The sequence below is a fragment of the Salinimicrobium aquimaris genome, assembly GCF_035607535.1.
Classification (GTDB): Bacteria; Bacteroidota; Bacteroidia; order Flavobacteriales; family Flavobacteriaceae; genus Salinimicrobium.
Window position 1 is genome coordinate 236,160 of record NZ_JAYDZX010000001.1, and the last position, 24,090, is coordinate 260,249.

Annotated in this window: 19 protein-coding genes; 7 read left to right on the forward strand and 12 right to left on the reverse strand. The window is 42.2% G+C overall.

From position 1 onward, the window contains the following. Positions 1–32: 32 nt before the first annotated feature. Positions 33–665: a CPBP family glutamic-type intramembrane protease gene (locus tag VR862_RS01100; RefSeq protein ID WP_324719093.1), complete on the forward strand. Its 633-nt coding sequence runs from the start codon at positions 33–35 to the stop codon at positions 663–665. Positions 666–672: 7 nt separating this feature from the next. Here the strand turns inward: VR862_RS01100 and VR862_RS01105 are convergent, their stop codons facing one another. Then, entirely contained in the window at positions 673–807 is a 135-nt protein-coding gene (locus tag VR862_RS01105) for a hypothetical protein (RefSeq protein ID WP_324719094.1), read from the reverse strand. Positions 808–931: 124 nt separating this feature from the next. On the opposite strand from VR862_RS01105, the gene VR862_RS01110 reads away from it, so the two are divergent. Then, complete coding sequence (locus tag VR862_RS01110) at positions 932–1,762, forward strand: SMP-30/gluconolactonase/LRE family protein (protein ID WP_324719095.1); 831 nt, start codon at positions 932–934, stop codon at positions 1,760–1,762. Here VR862_RS01110 and VR862_RS01115 read toward each other — a convergent pair whose 3' ends face one another. Continuing rightward, complete coding sequence (locus VR862_RS01115) at positions 1,763–2,410, reverse strand: hypothetical protein (RefSeq protein ID WP_324719096.1); 648 nt, start codon at positions 2,408–2,410, stop codon at positions 1,763–1,765. Positions 2,411–2,508: 98 nt separating this feature from the next. On the opposite strand from VR862_RS01115, the gene VR862_RS01120 reads away from it, so the two are divergent. Beyond that, complete coding sequence (locus VR862_RS01120; RefSeq protein ID WP_324719097.1) at positions 2,509–3,837, forward strand: aspartate kinase; 1,329 nt, start codon at positions 2,509–2,511, stop codon at positions 3,835–3,837. Between the two features lie 51 nt (positions 3,838–3,888). Here VR862_RS01120 and VR862_RS01125 read toward each other — a convergent pair whose 3' ends face one another. Next, positions 3,889–5,124, reverse strand: coding sequence for a glycosyltransferase family 4 protein (locus VR862_RS01125; RefSeq protein ID WP_324719098.1), 1,236 nt, complete (start codon positions 5,122–5,124; stop codon positions 3,889–3,891). A gap of 75 nt (positions 5,125–5,199) precedes the next feature. Between VR862_RS01125 and VR862_RS01130 the strand changes: the two genes are divergently transcribed. Beyond that, entirely contained in the window at positions 5,200–5,712 is a 513-nt protein-coding gene (locus VR862_RS01130) for a GreA/GreB family elongation factor (protein WP_324719099.1), read from the forward strand. On the opposite strand, the gene VR862_RS01135 is transcribed toward VR862_RS01130, so the two are convergent. The 7 genes from VR862_RS01135 to VR862_RS01165 all read right to left on the reverse strand — a co-directional run bounded on the left by VR862_RS01135 (position 5,703) and on the right by VR862_RS01165 (position 14,163). Further along, positions 5,703–8,288, reverse strand: coding sequence for a fimbria/pilus outer membrane usher protein (locus VR862_RS01135; protein ID WP_324719100.1), 2,586 nt, complete (start codon positions 8,286–8,288; stop codon positions 5,703–5,705). The genes VR862_RS01130 and VR862_RS01135 overlap by 10 nt on opposite strands. 11 nt (positions 8,289–8,299) lie before the next feature. Continuing rightward, the gene (locus VR862_RS01140) at positions 8,300–8,782 is read right to left on the reverse strand and encodes a DUF4402 domain-containing protein (protein ID WP_324719101.1); all 483 of its coding nucleotides are present in this window, start codon (positions 8,780–8,782) and stop codon (positions 8,300–8,302) included. 20 nt (positions 8,783–8,802) lie between these two features. After that, the gene (locus VR862_RS01145) at positions 8,803–11,484 is read right to left on the reverse strand and encodes a T9SS type A sorting domain-containing protein (protein ID WP_324719102.1); all 2,682 of its coding nucleotides are present in this window, start codon (positions 11,482–11,484) and stop codon (positions 8,803–8,805) included. 78 nt (positions 11,485–11,562) lie between these two features. Further along, positions 11,563–12,375 carry a fimbrial biogenesis chaperone gene (locus VR862_RS01150; RefSeq protein WP_324719103.1) on the reverse strand — a complete coding sequence of 271 codons (813 nt, stop codon included), beginning with the start codon at positions 12,373–12,375 and terminating at the stop codon, positions 11,563–11,565. A gap of 68 nt (positions 12,376–12,443) precedes the next feature. Next, a complete protein-coding gene (locus VR862_RS01155) occupies positions 12,444–12,938 on the reverse strand; it encodes a DUF4402 domain-containing protein (RefSeq protein ID WP_324719104.1) in 495 nt (164 codons plus the stop codon). Positions 12,939–13,021: 83 nt separating this feature from the next. Further along, the gene (locus tag VR862_RS01160) at positions 13,022–13,516 is read right to left on the reverse strand and encodes a DUF4402 domain-containing protein (protein ID WP_324719105.1); all 495 of its coding nucleotides are present in this window, start codon (positions 13,514–13,516) and stop codon (positions 13,022–13,024) included. Positions 13,517–13,674: 158 nt separating this feature from the next. Beyond that, the gene (locus tag VR862_RS01165; RefSeq protein ID WP_324719106.1) at positions 13,675–14,163 is read right to left on the reverse strand and encodes a DUF4402 domain-containing protein; all 489 of its coding nucleotides are present in this window, start codon (positions 14,161–14,163) and stop codon (positions 13,675–13,677) included. A gap of 141 nt (positions 14,164–14,304) precedes the next feature. Here VR862_RS01165 and VR862_RS01170 point away from each other — a divergent pair, with 141 nt between their 5' ends. Further along, positions 14,305–14,721 (forward strand): DoxX family protein, encoded by a 417-nt coding sequence (locus VR862_RS01170; RefSeq protein WP_324719107.1) that lies wholly within the window; start codon positions 14,305–14,307, stop codon positions 14,719–14,721. A gap of 54 nt (positions 14,722–14,775) precedes the next feature. Here the strand turns inward: VR862_RS01170 and VR862_RS01175 are convergent, their stop codons facing one another. After that, positions 14,776–15,636 carry an OmpA family protein gene (locus VR862_RS01175; RefSeq protein ID WP_324719108.1) on the reverse strand — a complete coding sequence of 287 codons (861 nt, stop codon included), beginning with the start codon at positions 15,634–15,636 and terminating at the stop codon, positions 14,776–14,778. Between the two features lie 325 nt (positions 15,637–15,961). On the opposite strand from VR862_RS01175, the gene VR862_RS01180 reads away from it, so the two are divergent. Both VR862_RS01180 and tamL read left to right on the forward strand, forming a co-directional pair. Continuing rightward, on the forward strand, positions 15,962–20,974 hold the full coding sequence (locus VR862_RS01180; protein WP_324719109.1) for a translocation/assembly module TamB domain-containing protein: 5,013 nt from the start codon (positions 15,962–15,964) through the stop codon (positions 20,972–20,974). A gap of 2 nt (positions 20,975–20,976) precedes the next feature. After that, positions 20,977–23,289 carry a translocation and assembly module lipoprotein TamL gene (gene tamL / locus VR862_RS01185; protein WP_324719110.1) on the forward strand — a complete coding sequence of 771 codons (2,313 nt, stop codon included), beginning with the start codon at positions 20,977–20,979 and terminating at the stop codon, positions 23,287–23,289. On the opposite strand, the gene upp is transcribed toward tamL, so the two are convergent. Next, positions 23,286–23,945: a uracil phosphoribosyltransferase gene (gene upp / locus VR862_RS01190; RefSeq protein ID WP_324719111.1), complete on the reverse strand. Its 660-nt coding sequence runs from the start codon at positions 23,943–23,945 to the stop codon at positions 23,286–23,288. The two genes, tamL and upp, sit on opposite strands and share 4 nt — an antisense overlap. Positions 23,946–24,090: the final 145 nt, after the last annotated feature.

The following is a 24,090-nucleotide window of genomic DNA, read 5'->3' on the forward strand; positions in this document are numbered from 1 at the left end:
AAGGGAATTAATATCTTTCTGTAAATCGCAAAATGAGCCCTAAGATCGTCTATAATTCTACAGCTTACATGGTTGTGGAGTTCATATTATTTTACGTCTTCTTTCCGTTTATAGCCAATAGATTTCTCGATGGATGGTATAAGATCATTCCCCTGGCGCTCATTGCAATCTTCTTTCTGTTCCTGCTACTGCGGGATCCAAGCTTTGACAGGCGGGTACTTACCCGTTTCGACAAGGATTACCTGGGGAAAAGCATAGGCAGAATGATCGTAATTACACTTTTACTGGTCTGGTTCACCTGGTGGATTTTTCCCGAGTTGTTCTTTCTTTACCCCGTGGAAAACTTTAAGAGCTATGTCATCACATTTTTTCTTTACCCTGTGGCTTCAGTTTTTCCGCAGGAGATCATCTACCGGGTATACTATTTCCATAGGTATCACCGGGTAATTCCTGAAAAATATCTTTTGATGCTTAGCAATGCCTTTATCTTTGGATTGACGCATTTTATTTATGCCAACTGGGTAGCCCCGATCGCGACCTTCTTTGCAGGATGGATCTTCCTGTACAACTATTACAAAACGCGGAGTCTGCTCAATGTAAGTCTTGAGCATTATCTTTATGGCCTGATAATGTTTACTATAGGCTTCGGATATTTTTTTCAGTAAAAGATCATCAGATCCCCAGGTTTGAGAGAATCCACCAAAGGATAAGAAATATGATGATAGTGCCTATACATCCACAACCAGTTTTACCTCCGAGTTTTTTAGCTCCCCAACCGGCCAGCAGGGCTCTGATGATCTTTCTCATAGCAATTTTTATTTGTATAAATGTAGGTGGAACCTGCTTCAGGTGTTCTTAGTTTAGGATATGTTTAAACATATTTTAAAACCTTTATTAAAATGACATTTTTGAGTAACTTGAAAAAAAAAAGATGAAACCAGTACTCTTACTTTTATTTTTATGTGGAATCACAGTCTTTGGGCAGGAAAAAGCTACAGGTCCAGAAATTAAACTTACCGGCTTTAGGCACCCCGAATCTGTCATTTACGACGATGCCAGTGAATATTTCTATGTCTCCAATATGGCAGACAGGACAGAAGGCGATGGTTTTATCTCCAGGATCTCCCGGAAATTGAAAAAGCAGGAGCATCATTGGGTAAAAGGTTTAAATGATCCAAAAGGATTAGTTGTCAAGGATGGTCGTCTTTATGTTACAGATGTCAATGTGCTGGTCGAGATCGATCTAAAGAGCGGGGAAATTATTCGTCGTATTCCGGTTGAGGGCGCTAAGTCACTCAATGATCCGGCTATTGATGAAAAAGGAGAGATCTATTTTTCAGATCTTGCAGGGAACAGTATTTTCAAACTGAATGAGGAGGGAGAAGTGGTAAGCTGGCTGAACAGACCAGAACTTGAAAAACCTAATGGTCTATTTGTAACTCCCGAGCATATCCTTGTCGCCGCATGGGGTGAGGAGCAGAATGGAAACATTCTTAAGGTGAATCGCTCAACAAAAGAGATTAGTCGAATTTCCAAAGAAGGAATTGGCAATATGGACGGGATCCAGCCAAAAGCTAATGGGGAATATTATGTCTCTGATTGGGCTACAGGGAACATCTATGCCATAAACATGAGCGGGAACCTAACAAAAGTCCTTTCTTCTGAAAAAAGTTCGGGAGATATTCTATATCTCAGGGAAGAGAACAAGCTTTACCTTCCAATGAACCACCAGAATGAACTGTGGATCTACGATTTGAAATAATTAGGTGGATTTGATCTCGTTCATTAACTGAAAAGCCTGGTTCACGTATTCCTTTTCCAGAAAAATGGTGAAATAATTGGAAGTGGAAATGATCTCATAGACCGGAATACCTTCGTAAGCCAGCAATTTAAAGATGTAAAAATAGAGACCCACCGTTTTGGTATTTTTTTCGGGCAGGGCTATTGTGATGGATGACAGCTCTTCAGAAATGCTTACCAGTTGTTCTTCTTTGAAAATCTTTTCTATTGTTGGTTGAAGGCTGGTAGAAACAAGAAAATTGCTTTCCTGGAAATTACTGGAATAATTTAAAAAGATGCCGGTTTGATCTTTAATGGCATTAAGCAATTCTGCTTTACGGGCAATAATGTTCTGGCTGTTGAGATAGGTATATTCAGTAATACCCGAACGCACGATCATATCCCCCAGTTCCCTGAAATTCTTTGCAGTAAACTTACTCCTCTTGGGATGATACCTTCTAAGCGCCATAATGATCGATCCCTGCTTTACCGGTTTTCTCATCTCCTTTTCCACCTGCGGCTGCAAGTCGGCTGCCAGGGAACTAAAGTTAATAATGTTGCGGGCCAGGGCATCGTCCAGGAAAGGTTGATGCTTAATGATATCGTGAACACAGGTACTTATCGTCTTCATTGTTAAATAATGTACAATTTGTACAAAGGTATGAAAAAGAAGTTATTTTTTTTATTCCCTGATTTTCAGCTTGTAATTATGCAACCTGATTCTATTGTATGAAAGTTTTAAAATTCGGAGGTACTTCAGTTGGTTCTGCGGAAAGCATTCGCAATGTAAGGAAGATCATTCTTGAGCAGAAAGGCAGAAAGATAGTGGTGGTTTCGGCCATGTCGGGTGTTACGAACAAGCTCGTGGAAGTCTTTGAAGCTCTAAAAGCGGGAAGAGCAGAGGTCGTTTCCGGACATATGCTTGAGTTAAAACTGAAGCACCTGCAGCTTATTGAAGAACTGATCGAAGCTGAAAATAATAAGAGAGCAACTGAAAATCTTTTTTTGGAGCTATATGAACAACTGGAAGAGATCATCCAGGCTAAACCAGTTTCTGAAGCTGCTGTAGTCACTTTTGGGGAAAGTTTCTTAAGCCTCATCTTCTCTCAGTTCCTGGAAGAACAAGGGGTTTCCAACACACTTTTGGATGCAAAAGATTTTATGCACGTTTCCAATGTTGAGAATCCGGAAATTCAAACTGTTCAAAAGCTGTTAAAGGCAACTTTACAGCGGGAAGTAGCTTCTGAAGTTTATGTTACTCAGGGGTTCATAAGGATTGACCGCAATAAGAACATTTGTACCCTTAAGCGTGGAGGCAGTGATTATACGGCGACAATCGTAGGAGCTGCTGTGAATGCTACCGAGGTACAAATATGGACAGATATCGATGGGTTTCATAATAATGATCCAAGGTTCGTTGAGCATACTTCAGCATTGACTCATCTAACTTTTGAAGAAGCAGCCGAGCTTGCGTATTTCGGGGCTAAGATCCTGCATCCGCAAACTGTTTCGCCGGTTAAGGACAGGAATATTCCAATTTATCTCAAGAATACCTTCACACCAAATGCACCGGGAACCTGTATCTCAAATTCGCATCACAGTATAGGCTTAAAAGCTATTTCGGCTAAAGACGGGATCACCGCCATCAAGATCAAATCAAACCGAATGCTTATGGCGCACGGTTTCCTGAAAAAGATCTTTGAAGTGTTCGATAAACACGAGACTTCCATTGATATGATCACCACCAGTGAGATCGCCATTTCCCTTACTATTGATGACGCCCGGAATCTTGACAAGATCCTTTCCGAATTGGATGAATACGGCGAGATCACTGTTGATACAGATCATAGCATCATTTGTGTAGTTGGAGAAGGAGTGATCAATGATAGGGAAACCTTCAGGTTATTTGAACTGCTTAACGACCTGCCGGTGAGGATGATCTCCTATGGTGGAAGCAGCAATAATATTTCCCTGCTAGTCGACACCAAGAATAAAGTGCAGGCTTTGCAATTACTGCATCATAAGCTTTTTGAAGAAAAAATATTGAACGAAACCTAGTTGCTCAGCTTTGAGTTGTTAGTTTATTTGTTTGGATTGAAATCGCCTGTTTTACGGGCGATTTCTGTTTTTAGCCTCTATGTATTTGGAGAGAAATCTGGTGCTTTGCAGACTGTGGTGCTGCAGCATTAAACCTGTGAAATTCTTATGTCTGTGCTGCTGAAGGTCGCCGTTCAGATTCTGAATGATTTTCCGGAACCTCAACCTGTTTCCTGATTCAGAAAATTCCTGTTCGAGGATCCTGAAGCCATTTTCTACCGAGGCCTGCCAAAGTTCTTTATTCTTGTATAATTCTACTGCAGCATCGGCAAATTCCTGCGGGACATCTTTGATCAAGCCGTTCCACGGCAAATCCCCGGGCATTCCCTCGGCACCTACATTTGTAGTTACAGTGGGTGTGCCGGCTTGCATGGAATCTGTAAATTTTCCTTTTAGTCCGGCCCCGAAGCTAAGCGGAGCAAGAAGAACTTTTACTTTGCCAATTTCTCCTTTTGCAGATTCCGCTCGGCCGTGAACAAGAAAACCTTCTTTTTCGTTGTGCATCTGAAGTACTTCCTGCGGCACATAGGCTCCAAAAATGTGCATTTTGACTTCCGGTAATATCTTTTTTATAAGTGGCCAGATCTCCTTCTTTAGCCGGATCACAGCATTTTTGTTGGGAGCATGAAGAAAATTACCAATGCTAACAAAATCCTTTCTCTCTTCAAAAGTCAAATGCTTTTTTTCCTCTTTTTGCTGGATCATGAAAGGCAGATAAAACAATATTTCCTTAGGAACCCCAAAAGTATCCTCCAGCAGTTCCATTTCAATTCTTGAGATGATAAGACTTAAATCACAGCGGTAAATACTGGCTATTTCTCTCTTTGCCGTGTCGGAATACAGCAGGTTAGGAGTGATGTCGATCTTTTGTTTATATGCTTCCTGCCTTGCTTTGCGCAGAAAGTGAAGGTCTTCGGTGTCGAGGATCCTCAAAGCTTTAGGGCAGACTTCAGCCACCCTCCAGCCAAATTGCTCTTCCATCATAAACCTGTCAAAAATGACTATTTCCGGATCGATTCTTTTCAGGAAATCATCAAAGCTTTTATTGTTGAGCTCGATCTTTTCCGTAGCAATTCCGCGGGAAGGGAGATCGGCCATGAACTCGGTTTTGGCTGCAGTGGTGGCAAATGTGATGGAAAAACCTTCAGCCAGAAAGAATTCCAGCAGCTGCATCATTCGTGCGCCGGCAGCCGAAGAATTAGGTTCGGGCCACACGTAACCAATGACCAGAAGTTTCTTTTGTGACATGTTCCAAAAATAGGAGTATTTACTGCAATTTTTGAAAAGTGTAGCAAAAATGGGATCTTTAGTAAAAATAAATTTATGAGCCGCGGATTTGTCAAGGAAGAAGATCAGGAAGAAGCACCATTCATTCCGCCACGGGCTTCACTACCGGCCGGAGTCACGAATTATGTAACGCCTGTAGGTCACAAGCAGCTTCTGGAAGAGCGGGAAGAGCTGGAGAAGGAGCGGCGGGAGCTCAATATTGACAACGATAAAGAGCGGAGACACGCAACTGCCGTTATAGATGGAAAACTGAATTTGCTCAACGAAAGAATTGCTTCAGCACGGGTTTTACAGCCCGGAGAGCAACCAAAAGATGAAGTGAGATTTGGTGCAAAAGTCGGCTTTAAGTTCCTGGCAGGAACACAGGCGGGGAAGGAACAAACCTTTCAGATCGTGGGAGTAGACGAAGCTGATATAAAGGCTCGAAAAATAGCATTTCTGGCACCTCTTGCACGAGCTCTTACCGGGAAAAAGTTGGGTGAAACAGCTACAGTTCCAATGGGAGGGAAGCTTCAGGAATTGAAAATTACCGAAATCTCCTACTCGTGATCCTTCGGCTTTAAAGTGAATTCAAGTGTGTCCACAATATCTCCGTATTGATCAACCTCAATTTCAAATTCTGTCGCACCGGGAATAGCTACATAATTTAGATTCTCGAGTTGTTGAGGATCGATTTCAGCAGTGTACTTTCCGGGAGCTAAGCCAAGATAGCTGAAATATCCATCGGCCTCACTTAAGATTTCAGCTGCCTTTTCGCCTTTTTGATCGATAATGTTGATCAGGATCCTGCCTTGTCCGCGACTCGAATTTCCGTCGTTAAAATATACCATTCCGCCGACTTCTCCCATAACTTCAACCGGAACAAGAACTTCCTTAAAATGGTTGGGCTGGGTTTTCACCAGAATCTTAGGATTGGTAATTTTCCATGCGATATTGTCCAGACTTACAGGATCCAATTCGAGCAGAAGATCGATATACGGCTGTAGTTCTGTGATCCTTAGGATGGTTTCGTCCTCATTATAAGTGACATTACCACTTCTGTTCTTGAGCTTTAGACCTCGAACGGATGGCTCCATAAGATCTTTGATTCCGTTTCGATTGAGGTCCAGGAATGGAATGACCGTGAGGGCAGCACGGGACATGGCCGTACGGTTACTGGCCATGACATAACCTGTGTTGTCATCGAACATCAAACTTCCCCTTGCCGATTGAACAAAGGAGGAGTTTCTGTTCCCAATCCTCGAAGTTGCCGAAGTCTGTGCAAAATTGAATGCGTACCTGAGCCCTACCTCAAAAATGTGTGCATCTCTCAGGAAGTTGTTTTCGTAAGAAAGGTTCGCGAATCCTTGTTTAAATACAGGTCTTTCAAGTTCCAGGATCAAATTGTTAAACCTGTTCCTGCTAAAATCATACTGTACCTGGGGAGAGAAAAGAAATTTTTCTGGGAGCCTGTAGGTTTGTGAAAAGGAACTGTACACTGTGGGTTCATCCATACGGTCATTGTACAACCCATAGGTAGTAAAGTTAGTACTGATACCAAAAACAGCACCGGACAATAAGAGTTGTGCCGTGGTAAATTCTGTTGTCGGCATGATGATCTGGCTGACACTTACACGACTGAAAATTGAAAAATTATTGTTCCTTATGGGAGTAGACAAGCTTATCTTACGTTCTTCGAGGTAATTGAGGTTAATAGTAGTCTGCTCTTCGTCGTATTTGATATAATTAAGATCCACCTGTAATTGTTGCGGAGAACGATAGCTCAATAGCGCCTCGGCCTTTACGCCAAACATATACTCTCCCGAAAAGAGAAGATTGGAAGCAAGTCTCATTGAGGAGTGAAGGAAAGGCATGACTTCCCCGCTCTGAACATCCGACAAATATTCTACCCCTCCTCCAAGTGTGATAGCGTTGTTGAGGCCGTAATTCAAATTAAGCCTGCTAAAGCGGTTCCATTCGTCATTTTCAACTACACCTGCACTAAGAGTATATTCAAATTCATTTTTTGGAACGAAATTATAAGGTATATTTATAACTCTATCCTCGACCCGCTCCTCACCCCAGGGGCCGTAAAAGCGAAGACTCACTGCAGTATTTCCATACATAAGAGGAACTTCAAAGCTGTAAAACCCAGATGCATCTGCCTGTGTAAATGCTACCAGTACGTTGTTTACGTAAAGTTCAACTGTCCATCGGGGTTCGGTGTAATCGTTAAGTAGATAACTTCCAAAGGACCTGCGGTTTTGAAGCGGACTGTTGGTAATTTGTACCCCACTAACCGGGGCAAACAGGGACGAGGTGGCCCTGGTAAAAATTCTACCTGCTGTCACCTGCTTTAGAAAGGTATTATCATTATTAACATATCTCCATTGATAGAACTGGTTACGGGAGGTGAAGGGAACACGGCTGGAATAATTGAGCAACAGGTTTGTTTCTCCTCCCAGGAACGTGGTTCCCAGGCCAAGCATAAGACGATTGTCGTTCTCGAAATCGGTTTGCTGGGTAGTTACCACGCCCCAATCCAAAGTTCCCGGTTTAAAAAACGGACGCCGCACAGGAAGGACAGTATCCGGAACAACAACCCCTTTTACCCGGTCGAGATTCTCCCGCATTTTTTGAAGGCGCATTTCTTTCATCACCGGCAATTCCTTGTCTGTTTCCAGTTTTAGGCTGAGACTTCTGAATGAGAAATCGGTATCAAGTCCAAAGATCCTTCCGAAGTAATTCGATCTTAAGTACCTGCCGGAGGGGGTGCTTAAAATGTCATTTTTGGACAGGTTGTAAATTTGGTCTTTAAACTCAATTGCAGGAGTTTTCCAATCTATAGTATAGGTGGAATCGGGATGAATAATAAAACCCTGCAGGAGATCACCTTCAGCTTCGTGTTTGATCTTCAGCAGGTCAAAGATGGAGGTTACCGAAAGAAAGGCATCCTCACCTTTAATGGCTACAGGAACTTCAAACGTTCCCAGTCGCGGTATGCTCAGTTCTACATTAAGTTCATCATATTCGGGAAAATTCTCCTGTGCAAATCCAACCGTACACAGAAGTAGTAAAATACACAGGAGAGATATTTTTTGAAACTTCTGAAGTAAATGGAGAGATAAAGAGAATTTTTGGGGCATTAATCTTACTGTTACTGATGGATGAAAGTGAGATTAAATGTTGCATTGTAATTTCCCGGCTGTACTGCATCTCCTGAAGGAACATGCAGAGTTCCGCCCACAAAAACCTCAAAGGGGGAGCCGGTTGTAATAAAAGTCTGCCCCGGATAAATGTCCACAGAAGGCTTAATTTCCAGCCGCACCTCCCCGGTTGTCGGTCCCGTTAAGAAAATATCTGAGTATGACTGCACCTGTATCAGCGTACCCGGATTGGAATACACATCAAAAATTGCATAGGAAAAGTCATTTCCAAGGAGGTAAATATCACTTGTTGAAGTTCGATTTCCCTGTGGAGAAATAACCACGGTACCACCGCCGGGTCCTACCGTAAATTTGCCAAAGTTGAGGAACTGTGCATTTCGTACTTCTACCTCAATAGGAATAGGAGGGTTCTCCTGAGCAGTAACCTGAACAAGAGTTAATAGCAAAAAAGCTGACAGGGATAGGAATTTCATGATGTCCTTTTTTCTAACCATTACTGCTGAATTAAAATTTTTCTTGTTTCTTCCCCGTCCTTTGATCTTAAAGTAACAAGGTAGATCCCTGTCTGTAGACCCTCAAACCTGATTTCTTTTTTTCCCGAAGTTTTCTTCTGCTGAAGCACCTGTCCTGAGTAAGATATGAGCTGAAGGTCACCTTCAACTCCGTCATCCAACCTGGTTTGTATAATGATATCTCCGGAAGAAGTAGAGAGTTCAAAGGTTTTAAAAGCTGAATCCAGGTCTTTAGTATTCAGTTTAACCGGAGATAACACCAGAGAAAATCTCTCGTTATATTCCCCTTTTTGAGTAGTAAAGGAATATGCGCCTTTGGAAAGATCCCAAAAGATCTTTTCTTTTTCATCTTTTAAATAAAGATGAGAGGCGAAAAGAGTGGCGGGTACTTCTTTTAAATCCAGACTAATTTCCCCACTTTTTAAAGCATTTAAACCCAATGGAATTTCCTTTAAGGCTTCTGAAGTAAAGCCTGCTATCGCATTAATAGAAAGTTTTTCTCCGGCAGGGGTCGTGGTATAGAAACTGGGAACTTCAACCGAAGTATTTAGTAATTTCTGAGCGTCAAATTCCTTTTCAAAATTATTTGTTGCACCGGGAAAGCGGTAGAGGACCAGAGCGTCCTGGATTTCTTCATCTTTAAATCCTGCCGTCAAAATCAGTTGAGAATTCAGATCTTTTTTGTTTGACTGGTAGAAGATGGAAGAGCTACTATATCCTACCCGGGCAGCATCTGTAAAATCCAATCTTCCGGGTGTGCCGGGATCACTTACCCTCACAAAAAAGCCCTGCATTGAGGCGATTACATTAGTCGAACGACCGTCATTAGAAACCCCATTGATGTAAGAAGTATAGGTTCCCGTGTATCGATCTTCAGTACCTGCGGTAAAAAAGTAGACGGCATCATCAATTCCGGTCTTGTTAACAAGGTTCCAGTCAATAGGAGAAGGATAAGGATTTCCAACTAAATTAAAACCTTTTGTATAGGTTCCATTATTGTTTTCCAGGTTTAGAGAGATGTTACCTTTGTTTACCTCTCCGGTAATTTCGACAGTCACGGGATCATAAGTATCGCTGATATTTGCAGCATAACCTGTTCCCGGGAAAAGTGGCGCTGTAGCATCTGTATAAGCTTTCCAACCCGATATATCTTCACCAGCTCCATCTTCCCTGTTCTCGTTATAAGAGAAAAAATGTGGAAAACCGTTAGTAGGATGAACCAGATCCATATAAGGTGAAAAATCTCCCACTACAGAGGTGCTGAAAGGACTGCTGAAATATTTATAACCAAATCCACTGGGCAGATAGCGCTGCATTTTTACGGTACCGGTGATTGATCCATTACTGCTGCCGTCGATATAGGCAGTTCCGGAATTATTGGAGAGAAGAGTGAGAGCATTTCCGGTGTCAAAGGAGCCAGTGATAACTCTAAGGGAGTTGGAAATAAAAAGGGTGGCCTGAGAATTTACGCCGGCGGGGTTGTCGATTTCTATATCTCTTACCAGGTCATTAGCGAAAACACCTTCAGGAATTATTTGAGGAGTAGTTCCCTCAAAAGAAACACCTCCCGATTCGGCATTTAATGTTCCTGAACCTATCAATTCACCGGACGCTCTTAGCCAATTATCAATAACTGTAATTTGGGCATTAGTTTCTATGGTGATGTTCTTTGCCAGGGCGTTTGCTCCGGAAGTCACAACCGGATAATTTGCCGGTCCGGCCGGAATTAAAACATCATCACTCAAAGTGGGTAAAGAATTACAGCTCCAGTTGGCAGGATTGTTCCAGTCAGAACCGGCCGTCCCGGTCCATATTGTGCCTTCTGATCTGGCGATCGTAACATTTCTGGAGATAGAAATCCTGCAGGTAGATTCTCCAACCGGTCGCACAACCACCCGGTATTCCTTAGTGAAATCCTCAATACCTGAAACTGTAACAGAGGATGTACTTCCAATTACTGACCAGGATTCTCCATTTTTTACCTGCCATTCAAAAGTGACATTATTTAATTCTGAATTGTCCAATAAAAGGGTAGAAGTACCGCCAGGACAGGCAGGAGTTGCCGAAATTGAACTTAAGTCGTAGCAATTGATGAGATCTACAAGATCATCCGGGAAATCCTCCTGGTTATCTTCAAAATCCTGTTCATTTCCGTAATCACAATTTTCTGACTCAGTAGGAGTATTTCCCGAATAATCACCGGAAGTACAACCGAAATCATCAGGCCATCCATTTCCGTCAACATTTCCTAAAACATAAATATTCCCATTCTTGATAGTTACATCTCCCTGATTACTGGAACCATCCTTAGTTAAGTCTCCATAAATAACCAGAAAGCTGGAGAGGGAGATAACAACTTGATTTTTTATTTCAAAGTTTCCATAAACTATAACAGCAGCCGAAGATCCCATGGAATATCCAACAGATTTATTTTCCATGAGGATATTTTGATGTACTACGAGATTGCCATTAACCACTAATTTTCCGCCTCCACCTATAGTCAGGTTATTAATCTGGATGGTTACTCCTTGCGGAATAACAACGGAATCATTTGTGATTTCAACATCCTTTAGAACGGCATCATTAATTCCCGGGACAACACCTCCGGTCCATGTGTCGGTCTCAGTCCAGCTTCCAGGATTGGAAGATTGAATTTGTCCCACTACTGGTTCTGAAATAGAAAAAGAAAATAACAGTAATAAAATAAAGGCAGGCTTCGAAACGTATTTTTGAAAGTACATTTACTGCAACTGTATTTCTGCTGTGGATAATGGCTTTCCTTTCTCTTCAGAATAGGTTATCTCTAATCGGCCTGAGCTGAGATCTACTTCTGAAGTTTTCCTGAGTTCAAAGGAGAAATTTCTGTTAGGGTTTGGAGTATATACCGAGACGCCCTTTACAGCGCCTATTTCTGTCTTAACTCCCTGAGGCGATATGTGTATAACCTTTAAATCTCCATAGACCGACATATTTCCGCTGCGGCCAATGCTGAGCGATAGTTTAGGATGTTCTCCGGTTCTATCCAGTTGAATATTATTTAGCTGTACCCGGGTAGTAGATTCTCCATGACGAATGATCACGGGGATACTTATTCCAAAAACGGTTTTGATATTGATGGAAATACCTTCAGTTTCACCGGCCTCCTCAGCACCCAGTGCTGACTGTTCTTCTACAGCCCGAAAATACATATGGGAGCGATATTCTCCCTGTTCCAGATTTCCTGTTCTGGTCAACTGCACCCTAATGGTCTGTGCTTCATTTGGAGCCAGAGTCACTCTCCGGGGAAAATACCGCAGAAAATCGGTTGCAAATCTTTGGTCTGTTTCGGGTTCTTCAATTTGTTCAAAATTACCCTCTTCAGTCATTTTATAATTAATAAAGGAGATTGCATAGACTGCAGTATCTCTTCCGGTATTGGCAAGATTGATCTCATGGGAACGTCGAGAACCATCAAACACTAATCTTTTTGGCAAGATCATTAGATCACCCTGAGCAAGTAGTGGGGAAGAAATACTAAAAAGAATAAGTAGAGGGAGAAGTAATTTTGTAGTCATATCCTGGGGGCTGGAATTTTCTGAACAAATTTAGCTATTAAGCAGCAAATTGTTAAACAAATGTGAAATTAATTATAGGATACTGTCACATTAAATCCTTCTGAGTTAGAGTAATAACCTGCTGGCTGATTGGCCTCAAGATTAAGAGTGGCACCAATTCGTAAAACGTCGATTTCATCTCCGACAATGGGTTCCACTGTAAAGTTATCTATGACCAATACCTGGTTAGGGTTCTCCTGATGATAGAGACTGAAGGCCTGAGGAAGAGTGATACTGTAATTATTGTTTCCATGGGTCACCACTGCTTCTGCCGGAGCAACATTTCCGGGAATGGAATTGGACAGTAATACTCCGTAAGCCACCCGGCTGCCATCGGGAGAGAGGATAACCGTACCGGGAGTATATGCCGAGATGACATTGCCAAAATCCAGGTCCACGCTTTTATCGATCTTAATAGGATCTATGATCGTGGCCCGGCTTTCTACTGTCGCCGATGCCGAAGCCTGGGCAAACACTGCTCCTGAAATGAACAGAAAAAAAAGAAAGCCTGTGAATTTTGTCATTTTTGAAAAGTCAGCTGTTAAAAGTTACCAAAAAATATCACGCCGCCACATTGGGCGGCGCAATTCTAAAAAATCTTCGAAACTTATTCGTAAGCTACAGTTACTTCTACCTCTCCAGTATAAGATCCGGCTGTTTGATTATCATTTACCGTTAATGTTCCTCCTACGTATAATGGTTGCTGACTACCAGACCCGGTTTTACCTGTTGTGGAATTCCTATTATGAACAAAGGAAACATTCATAGGACTACCATCACCTGTCAAAGTAATATCTGGGATAGAAATAGAATATAAATATTCGTTTGCAGCTGTAATTTTAAAGGTAGCAGCAGAAGGAGTGACCGCAGAAGTAACTTTCATTGCAGTGTTCGTAAATGTTCTATTGCCATTAATGTCCACTGAAACATCACCACCTGTAGCTGTTCCGTTAATAGTGCCAAAATCTAGTGCTGTTCCATCAGATACAATAGTTATAGGACTCACTATTTCCGCGTTAACATTTGCGGTAGCGTTCGCTTCTTCCTGTCCAAAAGCAGTCCCGGTGAAAAGAGCGATTAAAACAAAAGTAATTTTTTTCATGGTTAGTGTATTTGTAGGGTTTGGGTTTTATTATTCAAACAGGCCGAAAATATTCCCTTTACAATCTCCATAAAAATTTACTCGTTGAAGTACCGGTATATTCGATAAGAAACCGATTCTTATCAGCAATTTAACAAGTAGATATTAACTCCAACGTTTTAGTTGTAGTTGACGGTAACCAAAAGGGGAGTCGGGGTGGAATAAAAGCCTGGAGCCTGTTGTGGATTTATCTCTAAAGTGGCTCCCACTTTTACAGAGGTTTTTCCTGTACTGAGATCTCCGGAACCTGTACTGCTGGTAAAATCTTTAAGAACCATTTTTTCGCTGCCGTTTATTAATTGAGACCTCGAGTCGGGAAGACTAACAGAAAAAGTGGTACCGGGTTGACCAATGACTTCAAAAGATGCGGCGGTAACTACAGATCCGTCGGAGAGTTCCACATCACCCAGAACCAGCCGCTCTCCCTGAGGTGTAAGGATAACATCTCCTCCCTCTTTTGCATCAATACTGGCAAAATTGAGATTTGAGATCGTAGAAATACTAATTGGCTGAATGATAGTAGCAGACGCTGTGAAGTTAGCTGTAGCCTGCGCTGAAGCAATAGTACAGAAGAAAAGAAATGATAATATTGTAAGAAAAATCTTCATCAGGGTGTAATTCAAGAGGGAAGATATTAATATTTTCTTAAAAAACCAGACGAATAGCATATTTTATCGATAAAATGCGCATTTCGATCCTTCTAATTATTTTGGCCCTCTTTTGTTCATTGGAAACTGTAAATTGGTAGGATGAAAAATACTTATAGTACCAACCTTAGTTTACCTCAGGTTGACCTGGGACTTGCCTTTTTGCGAATTGGAGCAGGAGCGCTCATGCTCACCCACGGAACTCCAAAGCTCCTTAAACTTTTTAGTAGTGAAGAAATAACTTTTGCCGATCCCTTTGGTTTGGGAATGGGAATCACCCTGGCGCTGGTGGTATTTGCTGAATTCATCTGTTCCATCCTTGTGATCATAGGACTCGGAACCAGGGTGGCAGTAATTCCTCTTTTGATCACGATGTCTACTGCAGCATTTTATATTCATGCTTCCGATCCTTTTCAGCGAAAGGAATTGGCACTTATTCATCTTTTGATATTCGCAGTACTCCTTATCACAGGAGCTGGAAAATATTCGCTTGATTTCTACTGGCTAAAGAGGAAATAAACAGAGGCTGCAAAAGCAGCCTCTATCCTTTAATCTCCTTCTTTTAATCTGGGATTAATTGTTGGTAGCATTGACGGGCTGAGCGGCAGATTGCTCAGAATCCAACAAGGCGAGGAATTTATCCAGGTTTGGAAGAATAACTATTCTCGTTCTCCTGTTCAAGGCCCGGTTTTCACGGGTGTCATTTTCAGCAACAGGTTTATAACTGCTTCTTCCCGCTGCAATTAATTTTTCAGGCTCTACATTGTACCTGTCCTGTAGTAGTCTCACAATTGCAGTGGCTCTTCTAACACTCAGTTCCCAGTTATCCTGTATATAGGAATTTTCTACCATGGTCTGTGAATCTGTATGACCTTCCACCATAACTTCCATAGCAGGTTCAGATTTAATTACTTCAGCAAGCTTTTCAAGCAGGGGATAAGCATCCCGGCTAACGCGATGGCTTCCGCTTCTAAAAAGTAATTTATCAGACACATTTATCATTACTACTGTTTTATCTACAGTAATATCTACATCATCTGAAGATCCTGAACTAATCTGGCTTTCCAGGTTATAAGCTACGGCCAGATTGATTGAATCTTCAAGACTTTCTGCTTCGGCTAGTTTGGCAGGATCCACTTTTTCCAGGGTCTGCCTCATTTTTTGCTTATTGGCCTTAGACATGGCTGTAAGGTCATTCATTTCAAGCATGCGGTCATTGTCCTCAGTAAGGGAGTTGATGCGGGCGTTATAATCTGCCACCCGTTGTTCAATGGCATTTAATCTTTCCTCAAGTCGCTCTTTTTCTACCTGAGTTTGCTGTAGATTACTGCGAGTATTGTTGTAATCTTCCTCAAGGGCCACATATTTCTTTTTTGAAACACAAGAGGTCAATACTGTTGCGGCCAAAATGGTAACGCTAAGAATTCTTTTCATAATTTTTGTTTTAGGTTTTAATGTTCAAGCTTATTGGGTGCTTTCGCACATCAAAACGCATTGGTTAGGTCGAAATTATACAACCTAAAGTCTTTGTATATTTATTTTAACGTAAGATTATTAGTTGTTGCTGCATCCTGCTAAATTATTGCTAATAAAATGGCCGCTTCAGCCGATTTTTTTACCTTTTTAAAACAATTGTGGGGCAGAGATTAATTTTATCAAGAACCTCATGTTCTTAGTCTCTGTTTAACAGGGAATTACCAAAACTTAATTTCCCGATCTGCCCCAAAAAAGATAAATTAGAGAAAGTAGAGAAACATCTTTGGAAGCAGAAAAACCTAAAAAGGAAAAAAAGAAAAAAAAGAGCTCGGGCCTTAGGTTATTTTTTAAGATCCTACTCGGGATCTTTATCTTTATTTTCCTGCTCCTCCTCTTCATCCGCAGTCCCTGGGGCCAGGATATTATTGTCAACAAAGTGGTGAACTATATCACCAGCAAAACAAACACTACCATAGAAGTAGACCGGCTTTTTATCACTTTTGGAGGGGATATAAGTTTGCAGGGCCTTTACATGGAAGATGAAAGTGGCGATACGCTTGTTTATTCCCGCAGTCTGGAAGCCGACATTCCACTCTGGCCAATAATCCAGGGAGAAGGTATAGCGATCAACAGCCTGGAATGGGATGGAGGAAGGGTTAATATAGATCGGCAGGATACGATTAGTGGTTTTAACTTTGATTTCCTTGCCGAAGCATTTGCCCCGGCCGATACTACGGCGGCTGCTACCCCTGCAGACACAACCGCTTCTGGTATGAAAATAACTTTGGGAGATATAAAAATTACAGATCTCAGGTTCAATTATGACGATAAGTATTTAGGTATAGATACCAGGGTCGACCTCGGAAGATTACAGCTGGAAATGCAGGAGTTCATGCTTGATAGTATGAGGTTTGTGGCTGGTGATGCCGTCATTGAAAATACCCGTTTCTACTACGCCCAAACCAAACCTGCTCCCGATTCTCCCGAAGAAGACCCTGTTCCCATGCCATTTTTGGCAGTGGAGAACCTGGAACTAAATAACGTCGCGGGATCGTATACCTCTGTACCCGATGGAATTGTGACAGACATTAATGTACAGGACCTGCTTTTGAAACTTCCTGCAGCCGATCTACAGAACAATATCATTGAAATAGACCAGTTCCAATTGAATAACTCAAAAGTCTATTTTCAGTCGAAAGTCGCCGCTTCTTCAGAAAATAGAGCAGATACCACTGCAACTGCTGCACCTTTTCAGTGGCCTGAATGGCAGGTGCGTGCAGCCAATGTTAACCTGCAAGACATAAACTTCAGGTATTGGGTGAATAACAACAGTCCAACCGAAGGCATCTTTAATCCCGAAGCCGTAGGACTAAGGAACCTCAATCTTCAAATCCCATATTTGGTTCTGCAAGATCAATCTCTGGAGACTGAAGTTGATGCTTTGAATTTTCTAGAAGCTTCCGGTTTAAACTTAAATACCACCCGTTTTGCACTTCAAGTGAATGAGGAGAGGATGCGACTTCAGGATCTACTCATAAGAATTAATGGAAATATGGTGAAAGGAAATTTGGCAGTGGATTATCCATCTCTTGATCAATTCCTTGAAAACCCTGAGAGTGCCACAGTCGATCTTAATCTTCCGCAGTTCCAAATCGATCTGCAGGATATCTACCGGTTTCAGCCGGCCCTGCGCCAGGATCCCTACTTTGCTGCACTTGCTAAAAAAGGACTTTCGGGTAGTCTCGCTGCAAAAGGAGAGATGTCTGCTATCGATATCGAGAGAGCAAATATTAATTGGGGAGGAAATACCGCCCTTTCTGCTACAGGTACCATTTTTAATGCCGCCGATCCGGAAAACCTGAGATTTGACATTCCGCAGCTGAGATTGCAATCTTCAGGAGCCGACCTAAATGCATTTGTAGTAGAACAGGATCTGGGAATACAACTTCCTGAAAATGTCAATTTAGCAGGAAGTTTTAGTGGAAGCCCCGAAGACATTTCTGTTGATGCTATTCTAAACTCTTCCGCAGGTAAAATCAATGTGCAAGGTAGATTTGTAACGGCCCCCAACATAGCTTTTAATGCCGATCTGGAAGTTACGGAACTGGAGATTGGACAGCTACTTCAAAATCCTGCTCTGGGCCCTGTAAGCCTGGATGTTCAGGCATCGGGAAGTGGAGAAGATGTCAATTCCCTCAATGCAGTAGTTGATGGGAACATTGGCAGGTTTAAATACAATAACTATGTTTTCAATGGAATTGGTCTTTATGCAGAATTAGAGGATGGAGAAGGTTTTGCTAATTTGGATTACAAAGATGAAAACCTCAACATGGAACTGGAGAGTTTCGTTCAGCTCGGTTCTGTAGCACCAGAAGTCAATCTAAAGCTTAATATTATAGGTGCAGATCTGCAGGCACTTGGTCTTGCTGTAAATCCGGTAAATGCGGCAATGGAGGTGAAAGGGACCTTTGAAGGTAACGCAGATAGTTTTGATGCGACTGCGACCATTACAGATGGTGTTTTTGTTTATGATAATGAATCCTATCTTTTAGGGGATCTCGACCTTCTCGCCCATGTAAGACCCGATACTACTTCCCTTGCAGTTGAGAACCGAATGCTCGACCTGAAACTTTATTCCAATGCCGGTCCCGTTGATTTCTTCAACGCCCTTAACCGCCATTACCAAAGCTATTACACCACAACCAACATGACAGATACTGTTGTAAATCCTGTCAATATTGATCTTACTGCCCAAATAAGTCCATCGCCTATCCTGGAAGAAGTCTTTTTGCCACAGCTCGAAGCCTTTGACACTATTAGTGTTAATGTCGATTTTAGTGAAAGGGAGAGAACACTCGTGGGGAGGGTAGAAATTCCTTATCTCAATTACTTCGGAAGTGAGATAAATAGCCTTTCATTATTCGTAGATTCCAATCCTGAAGAGCTATTCTTCAACTTCGGTTTAGAGAGCCTGGATGCCGGGCCTTTAGCAATTAAGGAAACCAACATTGAAGGATTATTGGTAGAGGAAGAGTTGAATCTTCAATTCCTTTCCATTTATGAGGGTGATCCTCTCATGAAATTGCGGTCTACCATTATAAAAAATGATGATGTATTAAGGGTGGCTTTTGCATCTGATAGCCTCATCCTTAATTCCAATCAATGGCAGATCGATCCTCAAAATGAGATCCTTATAGGAGATGATTTCTATACCTTCAATAACTTTAGGTTGTCTAGGAATAATCAGGAATTGAGGGTTACCAATGATTTGGCCGGGGTCCAAAAAGAGCATATTGGGATCGAATTCCGTAATTTCAATTTGGCTGCTTTATTTTCTTACCTCAACCCCGAGGCCGTACTGGCTTCAGGAAGTATGAATGGAAACCTGGTCATTGAGGAACCTTTTGCGCAAACCGGTTTGGTAGCCGATCTCACTATAGATCAATTTGGAGTAATGGATGTTCCTCTCGGAACCCTTTCTCTGGACGCAGAAGCAGCCGGTTTTAACACATATTCCTTTGACCTTGCAGTAGAAGGTAACGCCAACCTGGAACTTACCGGCTCCTATCTGGCCGAAACTAACGGGGGGCAGCTTGACATGTTCCTGGATCTTCAAAACATTTCCATGGAAGTTCTTGAAGGATTTTCTTTTGGAGAACTTAAGAACACCAGCGGTAGTTTGTCAGGTGAATTTAATATTTCAGGAGAGCCGATGCAGCCTCAATATGAAGGATTTTTAAATTTCAATCAGGCTCAGTTTACAGTTTCAATTCTCAATGCACCTTTTACCTTAAGAGATGAAACTTTGCGCATTAATAATGAAGGTGTTTACATGGACAATTTTGAAATTCGTGATGTAAATAGCAATGCTTTAGTTCTTAACGGTGCTGTTCTTACTGAATCTTTACTTAACCCCGAATTCGATCTAAGCTTTAGCACCAACAATTTCACTGCTTTGAATTCTACTGAAGAGGATTTTGATCTTTTCTACGGAAAATTTGTCTTTGATGCCACAGGTTCGGTTACCGGAAATCTGGAGCTTCCGCAGATAGAACTCGACCTTGTGGTACTTGAAGAGACAGATCTCACTTACGTGATCCCTGAAGCTAATCTGGAGATCGAAGAAAGAGAAGGGGTTGTGATCTTTGTGAATAGGGAAGACCCGGACAGGATCCTTACCCGCAGGTCTGAAGACGAGGAAATTGTTGCCTTCTCTGGCTTTGCACTTAATTCTTATATCAACCTTCAGGAAGGATCGACATTTACCATAGTACTCGATGAAAGTACGGGAGATCACTTCCAGGCCACCGGCGATGGAGATATTCTTTATGATATCTATCCTAATGGCAGAACCACGATGACCGGACGGGTGGAGTTGAGTGACGGGTACTACGAGATGAGCCTCTATAACCTGGTCACAAGGAGGTTTGATATTATGGACGGCAGTTCTGTAGTCTGGGCCGGAGACCCTCTTGATGCCGATCTCAATATTACTGCAGTCTACCGGGTAGAAGCTGCAGCGGCTGGCCTCATGGCTTCGCAACTGCAGGGTGCAGATCTTTCAGATCAGGATAGATTCCGCCGGGAGCTCGATTTCCTTGTATATCTCAAGATAGGAGGTGAGATTTCGGCTCCAAAATTATCTTTTGGCCTGGATATGCCGGAGGATGAACAAGGGGCTCTTAGCGGTCAGGTCTACGGCCGTGTTCAGCAAATCAACCAACAGGAGAATGAATTGAATAAGCAGGTTTTCTCCCTCCTTGTTCTAAACCGGTTTTTCCCTACTTCGGGAAGTGATGGATCCAGTGGAGGAACCCTATCCTTTGCAAGAGATAATTTAAATGAAGCGCTGTCTGACCAACTCAATATTTTCTCCGATCGCTTGCTTGGGGAAACTGGTGTAGATCTCAATTTTGGTCTTGATACCTTCACAGATTATCAGGGGGACAGTCCGCAGGAAAGGACGCAGCTGGATATCACCGCTCAAAAAAGCTTTATGGACGACAGGTTAATTGTAAGTGTGGGGAGTGAAGTAGATGTACAGGGAAGCAGCCCGGTGGAGGAAAGCACTCCGCTAATTGGTAATGTAAGCCTGGAATATCTTCTCACCCCTAATGGTAGATTCAGGCTTATGGCTTTCAGGAGAAGTAGCTATGAAAATGTCATAGATGGCCAGTTGATCATAAGTGGTCTTGCACTGATCTTTACCCAGGAATTCAATAAATTCCATGAGCTATGGGATCAGGTAGTGAAAGGAGAAAGTGCACAAGAGGAAGAAAATCAAACTGAGGAATAAAAATGAAGCACAGGGTAAATTTAATGGTCTTAAGTATTGCTATCCTCTTATTCCTGGAGGCCTGTAGTGTGACAAAATTTATTCCCGAAGATGAATTATTGTATACCGGAGCAGACATAGAAATGGAATCTGATGATCCTATTGAAAACAAAAAGGATCTTAAAAATCAACTTCAGTCTTTAATTACTCCCGATCCTAACAGCAAGATCCTTGGGTCGAGAATCGGGCTTTACTTCCATTACAAGGCACAACGGGAAAATCCAGGGTTTATAAATAAATTTCTCAATAAACAGCTGGGGGAAGAACCTGTTTATCTCTCTGATGTCGACCCTTTCCAGACGGAGAAGTTACTTAAGAACAGGCTGGAAAACAGGGGTTATTTCTACAGTAGAGTAAATCATTCTGTCGAGGAGAATGAGGAAAAGAAATTAGCTCATCTTCAATATACGGCCATCTTACCCGAAAATCCATATATCCTTGAAACCTATAAAATGGATAATGATAGCCTGGAGATCTATAGGGAAATTCAGGAGACTTTGGACGAATCCTTGTTGGAGTCAGGTGAAAAATTTAACCTGGCCATGCTCAAGGCGGAACGGGAACGGATAGATGCAGCGCTTAAACGGCAGGGTTACTACAACTTTAGTTCAAATTTTCTCATTTTTGAAGCTGATACCAATCAGTACGATCGCAAGAAATTTGACCTGTTCTTAAGATTAAAAGAAGAAGTTCCGGAAGCGGGTATTAAGCCATACGTTATTAGGGATGTGAATATTTACCCCAACTACGTAATTGGCACAGATTCCCTGGCACGGGACACGGTTAGGTTCAATGAGAGAAATTATATTCAGCAAGAGATCTTTTTTAAGCCAAAGAAATTAGACCCTTTTATTCTTTTGGAGGAAGGAGAACTTTATTCGCCAGAGCTGTCTGGAAAGACGAGTAGAAGGCTTACCTCGCTGGGAACATACAAGTTTGTGAATATAAGGTATGACGAGATAGATTCCCTGTCAACTGATAGTCTTGGGTATTTAACTGCGAACATCTTTCTTTCTCCCATGAACAAAAGAGCGATAAGGGCAGAACTACAGGCGGTGACCAAATCAAATAATTTTGCAGGTCCTCATCTTGCCCTTACCTATACCAACAGGAATTTATTTCATGGAGGCGAAATCCTTAATATCACCGGTAAGGTTGGGTATGAATGGCAGTTGTCCAGTGAAAGCGATGTGGGTAACAGTAGTACTGTCCTCGGTTTAGAAACTGCGATCATAAGTCCGAGAATGATATTCCCTTTTGTAAATATCAGGAGTAACTGGTTCGAATATTCAATTCCAAAGACGAAAGTAAGCTTAGGTTTTGAATATCTCAACAGGAGTCAGCTTTTCAGCCTGTTCACAGTAACCGGCAACTTTGGATACATTTGGAAAGCCAACCGGTTCATAACCCATGAATTGAACCCGCTTTCGGTCGATTATTCCCGGCTTAGCAACACCACCCAGACCTTTAGAGATATTCTGGATGAAAATCCATTTTTAAGGAGCAGTTTTGAACAGCAGTTTATCGCGGGACTCACTTATGGTTTTACTTATAACGGAATGATAGATGAACTGGAAACCCACCAGTTCTACCTCAATTCAAACCTTGAACTTGCAGGAAATCTCATCGACCTGCTTAGTAGTGGACCTACTCCAAGGACTTTCCTGGGTATGGAGTTTGCACAATTTGCCCGCATAGATGCCGATTTTAGATATCACTATAATTTAACTCCGGAACAAACCATTGCCACCCGCCTGTATGGAGGGATAGGAGTTCCTTACGGTAATTCGGAAGTAATGCCTTTCAGCAGGCAGTTCTATTCGGGAGGGCCATACAGTGTTCGTGCTTTCCAAATCAGGTCTCTGGGTCCCGGAACTTATTCCCCCGACGGAATGGGAGTTCCCTATTACGACAGAATGGGGAACCTAAGGCTGGAGGCGAATGTGGAATATCGTTTCCCGCTATACCAGTTTCTCAAAGGAGCGGTTTTTATGGACGCAGGAAACGTTTGGAACACCGAAAGCAACTATGCCGAGTTTGAAGAGGCTCCCACAGAACAACAGGAATTACTTCTCGAAAAAGGCGTTTTTGAACAGGATTTTTTATCAGAACTGGGAATAGGAGCGGGGGTAGGTCTAAGGATCGATATTCAAAATTTCGTGATCCGTTTTGATCTCGCCGCACCATTGCACACCCCGTGGTATGAGGAAGGGGAACGCTGGGACTTCAGGATAAGTGACCCGGTATTCAATTTTGCAATAGGATACCCTTTCTAGTGCTGCATTTTGGAGCCAAAGCATAGATCTCCGGCATCACCCAGGCCGGGTACTATGTAGCCTCTTTCGTCAAGTTTTTCATCTATAGTAGCTACCCATAAATGTGAATTTTCAGGAAAGTTCTCCTGCAGGTGTTCAATTCCCTCTCGTGCAGCAATTACAGATACAAGGTGAATTTCCTTTGGTCTACCCATAGTTTCCAGCGCCTGTAGAACGTTGACAAAAGAGCGCCCGGTCGCCAGCATAGGATCGGCAAGGATAAGGGTTTTACCTTCCAGGGAAGGGGAAGCGAGATATTCTACCAGGATCTCAAACTCCTCATTATCGTTGGGATGATGACGGTAGGCAGAAATAAAAGAATTGTCGGCAGCATCAAAGTAATTCAGTAATCCGTTGTGAAGGGGAAGCCCTGCTCTTAAAATGGAACAGATCACCAGTTCCTCCTTATGTAAAGGCAAATTTGCGGTACCTAAAGGGGTTTGGACCTCTGCCTCTCCAAAACTGAAATTTTTACTCAATTCATAACCCAGGATCTCTCCCAACCTTTCTATATTTTTTCTGAATCTTAGCCGGTCATTCTGGACCTTTACATCCCTAAGCTGCGCGATGAAGGTATTGGCAATCGAATTTTCCTGAAGTAGATGATGAACGTGCATAGTGAGCTGTTTCTTATGAGGAAGCCAAAGTTATTAATTTTTGCGCCAATTACTCCATGAGCAGAGGATTTGAAAAAGCTGTTTTTAGCAATAAGTTTCTGTTCTCAAGGCTGTTTCCCTCTCTAAAATTGTGAATTTTATCGTA